Consider the following 7000-nt stretch of genomic DNA (forward strand, 5'->3'; position numbering starts at 1 on the left):
CCATCACCGAGGCAGTCTCCTCCGGCTTCCTCCCCGCCACCGACGCCGAAACCCTCGCCCTGGCCTGGTGGTCCCTGGCCCACGGCATGGCCTCGCTCACCGTGGACGGCAAATTCGCCCTCCGAGCCACCCAATCCGGCACCACCCCGGAAGCCCTCACGGTCCGGATAACCGAAATCTTCGCCAACCTCATCGACACCAAGGGCGCATCCGACTGACCCGTCGCACGGCCGGGCAGGTTGTGATCATCGTGCTCCGACTCTGTGGAGATGTTGAGAGGTGGCGGTGGGGTGGGGGTCCGACACGGCAGACTGGAAGGCGTGACCGATTCGTACCGGATTCGCGGTGGCCTGGCTGCGGGACTTGGCGGGGCTCGCGCCGGGAATTCAGAGGTAGCGCTGCCCAAGGGCGCGTTGCGGCCGATCGAGCTGGCGACGGGTGCCGTGCTGGGCGGGGCGACCGTGGGGCTGGTGACCGTGGGGTCGCTGGTGCCGTTCGCCGCGGCGCTGCAACTGGTGGCGGCGGTGCCGATCGGGTTGCTCGCGCATCGCTACAGGTTCCGGACGCAGCTGGCGACCGCCATCGCGGCGACGCTGGTGACGTTCGTGGCGGCCGGGCTGCTGGCGGCGGAGAACCTGGTCGGGGTGGCGATCATCGGCGGAATCGTCGGGACGGTGAAGCGGCGGCGAGGTGGATTGCCCGCGGTGGTGGTGCTGTCGACGCTCGCCGGGACCATCATGGCGGGTTTGACGGTCGGGTTGCTGCTGGTGTTCGCGCGGTCGCGGCATCTGCTGTTCGACGCCATCCGGAACAGCGCGAAAGGCCTGGAAAACATTGCGGCACGGCAATCTTCGCTGGAGCCGCTGGGCCGGGCGGTCGCCGATTTCACCGATACGGTGCTGCACTGGTGGTGGGCGTTCGTGGGCGGCGGCATCATCGCGGCGATGGTGGTCAGCGGTGTCGTGTCGTGGTTCGTGCTCGGGTCGGTGCTGGACCGGCTGACCTGGCTGCCCGGCCGCAATGATCTGCTCGACGCGCCCGAGGACGACCGTCCGGTGGCCCCGCTGCCGGTCACCTTGCGGGACGTGACTTTCCGCTATCAAGGTGCGCGCACCGAGGCCCTGTCCGGCATCGATCTGACCGTCGATATCGGCGAATTCGTCGCCATCGTCGGCCACAACGGATCCGGAAAGTCCACGCTCACCAGGATTCTCGCGGGCCGCCCGCCCACCGGCGGCACCGTCACCCGCCCGGGCGCGGCGGGGCTCGGGGTGCGCGGCGGCACCGCCATGGTGTTGCAGCGCCCGGAGAGTCAGACCCTCGGCGTGCTGGTGGCCGACGATGTGGTGTGGGGTCTGCCCACCGAATACGCGGCCGAGGTCGATATCGAGGGCCTGCTGGCCGAGGTCGGGCTGGCCGGAATGGGCGGGCGCGAGACCGCGACCCTGTCCGGCGGCCAGCAGCAGCGCCTCGCCGTGGCCGCCGCCCTGGCCCGGCAGCCCACGCTGCTCATCGCCGACGAGGCGACCTCGATGATCGATCCGGAGGGCCGCCAGGAACTGGTCGCCCTGCTCGCGGCCCTGCCCCGGCGGCATCCGATGGCGGTCGTGCTGGTCACCCATCATGAGGCCGACGCGGCCGCCGCCGACCGGGTGGTCCATCTGGCGGGCGGCCGTTCCGTCGAGCATCTGCCCGCCTGGCCGCGCCCGATGAGCGATCCGCGGCAGCGCCCCATGGGCGAGACCATCCTCGAATTGCGCGGCGTCGGACACACTTACAACCGCGGCACCCCGTGGGAGGCGCCGGCCCTGCACGGCATCGACCTGGACGTGCGCCGCGGCGAGGCCCTGCTCATCGTGGGCGGCAATGGATCCGGCAAGTCGACGCTGGCCTGGATCATGGCCGGGCTCACCCAACCCTCCACGGGCAGTTGCGATCTGCACGAATTCACCCGGATCCGCCCGGTGCACAAGCGAATCGGGGCCGTGCAGCTGGCCTTTCAGCATTCCCGGCTGCAGTTGCAGCGGCAGACCGTCGGCGAGGAGATCGAGGATTGGGGCGGCCGCGGCACCTACGCGGTCGCCAAGGCGCTCGACGCCGTGGGCCTGGATCGGGCGCTGGCCTCGCGGTCCATCGAGGAACTCAGCGGCGGTCAGGCCAAGCGCGTGGTGCTGGCGGCGATCGTGGCGAGCCATCCGCAGGTGGTGGTGCTGGACGAGCCATTGGCCGGACTGGATCCGGAGGGTCGCGCCGGAGTCGTGGATCTGCTTGCCCGACTACGGAATTCGGGTCTCACCCTGATCGTCATCTCGCACGACGTGGCCGATATGGAAGCCGTCTGCGACCGCACCGTCCATCTGCGCGACGGGCGTCTGGTCGAGAACGATGCCGCCCCGGCCGCGTTCGGGTCCCACGATGTCAGCGGAGGCGTCCGATGAGCAGTGTCATTCTCCGTGAGGTTCCGGTCGACAGCCCGGTGCATCGGCTCTGGGCCGGTACCAAGATGATCGGCGTCTTCGTCGTCAGCGTGCTGCTCATGTTCATTCCGTCCTGGGCGCTGCTCGGGGTGGCGTTCCTGTTCCTGGCGGCGGTGTTCGTGCTGGCCAAGTTGCCGCTGGGCACGCTGCCGCGCTTCCCGTGGCTGGTGTGGGTCGGCATCGCGCTGGGCGCGGCCATCAACGTGCCGGTCGGTACGTCGGCGCTGCTGCAGTACGTGCGGGTCGTCATCTTCGGATTCCTGTTGCTCGGCGCATCGTTCCTGGTCGCCTGGACCACGCCGATGGGAGAGATCGCGCCCGCGCTGGCCAGACTCGGCGCGCCGCTGAAGAAGATCGGCTGGACCCGCGGCGGTGTCCGGCACCGCGTCCCGGTCGACGAGTGGGCCGTGGTGGTGGCGCTGACCCTGCGCGGGCTGCCGCTGCTGCTGGAGGAGATGCGGGTGCTGCGTGCCGCCCGCAAACTGCGGCCCAAGGATTCGCTGCTGCACCGGGCGTCGGACAATCCGCTGGTCGACATTCTGACCGCGAGCATGGCGGTGTCGAGCCGGCGCGCGGGCGAGCTCGGCGAGGCCATCACCACCCGCGGCGGCACCGGCGAACTGACAGCTCGCCCGGGCACACCCGGCCGCGCCGATGCGGTGGCGTTCCTGGTGATGGCTTTGGTGTGCGGGCTGGGCATCGCTGTCGAACTGGTCTTTTAACGACACTCGAGCCGAAAATTATTCGGAGTGTCGGTGTCGCGCGCTACCGTAAGGCGCTGTAGAACGCGTTGCTGAACGCAACACGGCTCGCGGATTCGGCAAGGGGGAATTCTCAGTACTGAGCCGCGTGTTGCCACGAACACCTGATGAAGATTGGACAACCCATGTTGCTGCGTAAGATCACCGCGGTCGCCGCGCCGGTCGTCACCGCGGTCGCCATCGCCGGAGCCGGTGTGGCGCACGCGGATTCGGCGGTGCCGGATATCGGCTACCAGACCCAGCTGGTCGGCAATTCCGTCGTCACCACCCTCACCAACGGCAGCTTCGAGCTGGCCGGCGGATCGGTGAACGTCAAGGACGTCGCGGGCGACGTCGTGCTCAGCCTGCCGCTGGCCTTCGAGCAGGACGGCCTGAGCTACCCGCTGCCCGGCAATGTCAGCGCGGACGGCGCCACCCTGAGCCTGACCGCGGTCAAGGATGTCGCGGCGGCCACGCCGGTGCTGCACCCGGTGGCCTCGCTCTCCGAGAACCAGCTGGCCATGCAGAACTTCACCAGCCAGTTCGGCATCGCCACGGCCATCGGCAGTTTCGTGGGCCTGGCCATCGGCGCGGCGGTCGGCGCCATCGGCTTCCTCGGCGGCGCCTTCGGTCTGGCGACGGTTCCGGTCGCGGCGGGTATCGGCGCGATCATCGGCACCCTGGTGGTCGGCGGCCCGGCGCTGCTCATCGCCGGTGTCGACCTGATCAGCACGCTGACGGGCGCGCCCGGCACCACCAAGTGGGCCAACCCCAACTGATCCCGAGACGTCGGGTGCGCCGTGCTGGTTCAGCGCACGGTGCACCCGGCAACCACGGGCACGCCCGCGAAGCGGTCCGACAGAAAGTTCATGGCCCCCAACGCTTCTCCGACGGCCGCCGGATTGTGGCCGGGAATCGTGGAGTGCACGGCGGTGAGCGTCACGCCCAGCGCGCAGTAGCGGTCGACGAGGGCGCCGAAGCCCGCCGACGGGATCACGTCGTCGGCATTGCTGTGGTACAGGTACAGCGGCACGTCCGGCGGCCAGCCGCCCAATTCCTGGTGGTTGGCGGCGGTCCGGAAGGGCTGGCTGTCGAGAATGCCCGGGTCGATGGCGAAGTCGTCCACGTGCCGGAAGAACTGGTGCACCACCAGGTCGCCGCCGCAGGAGGTGGCCTCCTGGGCCATGACCGCATGCCCGGCGTCATTGAGGGCGTCGGCGAGGCCGGACCCGGAATCATTGCGCGCCAAGGCGATCAGGATGAGCACCGCGAGCCCGGCCTGATAGGTGCCGTCGACGCCGCGCGCGATGGCCGGAATATCGGTCGGGACGCCGCCGGAGGTCACGCCCGCGAACCAGAGTTCGGGCGCGTAGCTCTCCCGCATCTGCATGGCCCACAGGGTCGCGAACGCGCCGCCCGAGTAACCCCACGCGCCCAGCGGGCTGTTGTCGGTGATGCCCAGCGGTGCAAAGGATTTGGCGGCGCGGACGCCGTCGAGCACGGCCCGGCCGGAGTTCACGCCGTCGAAGAACCGGGACTGCGGGCCCTCGTAGTCGGACACCACCACGGCCCAGCCGCGGCGCAGCGCCTCGGCCAGGAACGGGACGTCGAGCAGGGTGGTGGCGATCGAGAAGTCGCGGCCGCCGCGCAGCGCGAACGATGGCGCGCAGCGGGTTCCGAGGCTGTCCTCGGCGATCTGATACGACAGCAGCGGCCGATCGCCGGGTCCTGTCCAGGGGGTCAAGGGTTCCATCACGGTCGCCATATCGGCGACGGCCTCCCCGGCGGAGTCGGTGGTCCGGTACTGCACCTGCCAGCCCGCCACCGGGAGCGGGAGACCGAACACGGCGATGGGTCGTGAATTGAGGATCGCCCCATTCGCGAACTCCCCCAAGGAGATCGGTGGCGCGTAGAAGGGGTCATCGTCCGGATAGGGGATGTCGGCGCGGGTGCCGGGTATCGCTATCGCCGCCGCCAACAGGGTGATCGCCCCGATGAGTCCGATCCGCCGCCATCGTCGAATTCGGCCCGAATGCCCCGACATTGCCCGCCCGCGTGCCCCGATCCATGCGCCATCCCGCCGCATAACGCCCTCCAGCGTCAACAACCCGACGCTCCAGACCACGGACTCGCACTTCGCGCCGATAAGAACGTCGGCGCATCGGAGAACCAAAGTTACTGCCGGGTCGGTCCGCGGTCAACGACGTTCCGCGCGTCGCGACTCGGCGTTTCGCGGTTTCTAGTACAAAACAATATATCCAGCTGAAGGGCCAGTGATTGGCAACTGGATCTACCAGTTGCATGCCAGTCGCTGCCATGCTCGGTCAATGTTGTTGCGCCGCCTCATCGCCCTGTACGCCGGACTCTGGCTTTACGGCTTCTCCATGGCCGTCATGATTCGCGCCGCTCTCGGCCTCGACCCGTGGGACGCGTTCCATCAGGGCGTGGCCGATCATGTGCCGCTGAGTTTCGGCACCATCGTGGCGATCACCGGCGCGGTGGTGTTGCTGGCCTGGATTCCCTTGCGGCAGTGGCCCGGTCTGGGCACGGTCAGCAATGTGGTGGTCATCGGCGTCTCGGTGGATGCGGGGCTGTGGCTGCTGCCGGAGCTGAACGCGCTGCCGGTGCGGATCGGGGCGATGGGCGCGGCGGTGGTGCTGAACGCCGTGGCGACGGTGCTCTACATCGGCGCGGGCATGGGGCCGGGGCCGCGCGATGGCCTGATGACTGGCCTGGTTCGGCGAACGGGCAAACCGGTCTGGGTGATTCGCACCGGGATCGAGGCGACGGTGCTGTCGATCGGCTGGATTCTCGGCGGCAGCGTGGGGGTGGGGACGGTGCTGTACGCGTTCGGCATCGGGCCGCTGATCCAGCTCATGATCCCGTACGTCGATCGCTACCTGCCCGGCTTTCGTGAGGACGAGCCCGCGGCGGTGAGCGAGCCCGCGGCCGAGCCGATGGCGGCCTGAACCCGGTCGGGGTTGACAGGCTAACGACATTAGCTTTAACGTAGTGGCTAACAACGTTAGCCGCTGCTAGAAGCTCCGGAGGGTCCGATGACCGCCATCGCCGCCAACCTGCCGACCGCCACCGATCACCGCCTCCCGGCCACCCTCCGCAAGGCCGGGTGGATCACCTGGACCCTGTTCCTCGCCGCCTTCGCCATCCCCGAGGGCGTCAACCACGGCACCGGCTCCTGGCTGGCCCTGGTCGCCGGGCTCATCGCCCCCGACCTCACGTTCTTCGCGGCGATCGGCGCGAAAGACCCGGTGCGCCAAGGCCAGCTGCCCCGGCAGGCGGTCCCCTTCTACAACACCGCCCACCGCACCTGGATCCCCCTGGCCCTGGCCATCGCGTATTCCTTTGCCGCCCTGGAACTCCCGGCCCTGTTCACCTTCCTGCTGGCCTGGATGCTGCACATCGGCATCGACCGCATCGCCGGCTACGGCCTGCGCACCCGGGACGGTTTCCTCCGTGCCTGACCCGACCGGAACGCTCACCGAGCGGCAGCGGCAGATCGCCGCCGCCGCTCGCAGGCTGTTGGACGAGCAGGGTCCCGAAGCCCTCACCATGCGAAATGTCGCCGAGGCCTTGGGAATCAAGGCCCCGTCCCTCTACAAACACGTCCCGGACAAGACCGCGCTCGAAACCCTGGTCGTGGCCGATGCTCTCGCGGAGCTGGCCGAGACGCTGGAAGCAGCGTCCCCGCAAGGACTTACAGCCATCGCGAAGTCCTACCGCGCCTACGCCCTGGCCCACCCCCACATCTACCGCCTCATGAAC

Annotated in this window: 8 protein-coding genes; 7 read left to right on the forward strand and 1 reads right to left on the reverse strand. The window is 69.1% G+C overall.

Going from position 1 to position 7000, the window contains the following annotated elements; translation table 11 throughout:
* The 4 genes from ACAM49_RS37560 to ACAM49_RS37575 form a co-directional block, all read left to right on the forward strand.
* Nucleotides 1–218 (forward strand): TetR-like C-terminal domain-containing protein (locus ACAM49_RS37560; RefSeq protein WP_369640293.1); only part of this gene is annotated, 218 nt, incomplete at its 5' end.
* Nucleotides 219–320: 102 nt separating this feature from the next.
* Nucleotides 321–2438, forward strand: a complete 2118-nt coding sequence (locus tag ACAM49_RS37565; protein WP_369640294.1) for an ABC transporter ATP-binding protein — start codon at nucleotides 321–323, stop codon at nucleotides 2436–2438.
* A complete protein-coding gene (locus ACAM49_RS37570; RefSeq protein WP_369640295.1) occupies nucleotides 2435–3199 on the forward strand; it encodes an energy-coupling factor transporter transmembrane protein EcfT in 765 nt (254 codons plus the stop codon). The genes ACAM49_RS37565 and ACAM49_RS37570 overlap by 4 nt, the downstream gene beginning before the upstream one ends.
* 164 nt (nucleotides 3200–3363) lie before the next feature.
* Entirely contained in the window at nucleotides 3364–3996 is a 633-nt protein-coding gene (locus ACAM49_RS37575) for an ammonium transporter (protein WP_369640296.1), read from the forward strand.
* A 29-nt stretch (nucleotides 3997–4025) separates the two neighbouring features.
* Here ACAM49_RS37575 and ACAM49_RS37580 read toward each other — a convergent pair whose 3' ends face one another.
* Nucleotides 4026–5342, reverse strand: coding sequence for a lipase family protein (locus tag ACAM49_RS37580; RefSeq protein WP_369640297.1), 1317 nt, complete (start codon nucleotides 5340–5342; stop codon nucleotides 4026–4028).
* A gap of 202 nt (nucleotides 5343–5544) precedes the next feature.
* Here ACAM49_RS37580 and ACAM49_RS37585 point away from each other — a divergent pair, with 202 nt between their 5' ends.
* From ACAM49_RS37585 to ACAM49_RS37595, 3 genes are all read left to right on the forward strand, one after another.
* Complete coding sequence (locus ACAM49_RS37585) at nucleotides 5545–6186, forward strand: YitT family protein (protein WP_369640298.1); 642 nt, start codon at nucleotides 5545–5547, stop codon at nucleotides 6184–6186.
* An 87-nt stretch (nucleotides 6187–6273) separates the two neighbouring features.
* Nucleotides 6274–6699, forward strand: coding sequence for a DUF4260 family protein (locus ACAM49_RS37590; protein ID WP_369640299.1), 426 nt, complete (start codon nucleotides 6274–6276; stop codon nucleotides 6697–6699).
* Nucleotides 6692–7000: TetR/AcrR family transcriptional regulator (locus ACAM49_RS37595; RefSeq protein ID WP_369640300.1), on the forward strand; the 309-nt coding region annotated here is incomplete at its 3' end. The genes ACAM49_RS37590 and ACAM49_RS37595, both read left to right, overlap by 8 nt.

The sequence above is a fragment of the Nocardia sp. JMUB6875 genome (genome assembly GCF_041154655.1).
GTDB lineage: Bacteria > Actinomycetota > Actinomycetes > Mycobacteriales > Mycobacteriaceae > Nocardia.

Excerpts from the sequence above, each read along its gene's own strand:
- ACAM49_RS37590 (WP_369640299.1), top strand. The coding sequence starts at position 6,274 with ATGACCGCCATCGCCGCCAACCTGCCGACCGCCACCGATCACCGCCTC.
- ACAM49_RS37570 (WP_369640295.1), top strand. The coding sequence starts at position 2,435 with ATGAGCAGTGTCATTCTCCGTGAGGTTCCGGTCGACAGCCCGGTGCAT.
- ACAM49_RS37575 (WP_369640296.1), top strand. The coding sequence starts at position 3,364 with ATGTTGCTGCGTAAGATCACCGCGGTCGCCGCGCCGGTCGTCACCGCG.
- ACAM49_RS37585 (WP_369640298.1), top strand. The coding sequence starts at position 5,545 with ATGTTGTTGCGCCGCCTCATCGCCCTGTACGCCGGACTCTGGCTTTAC.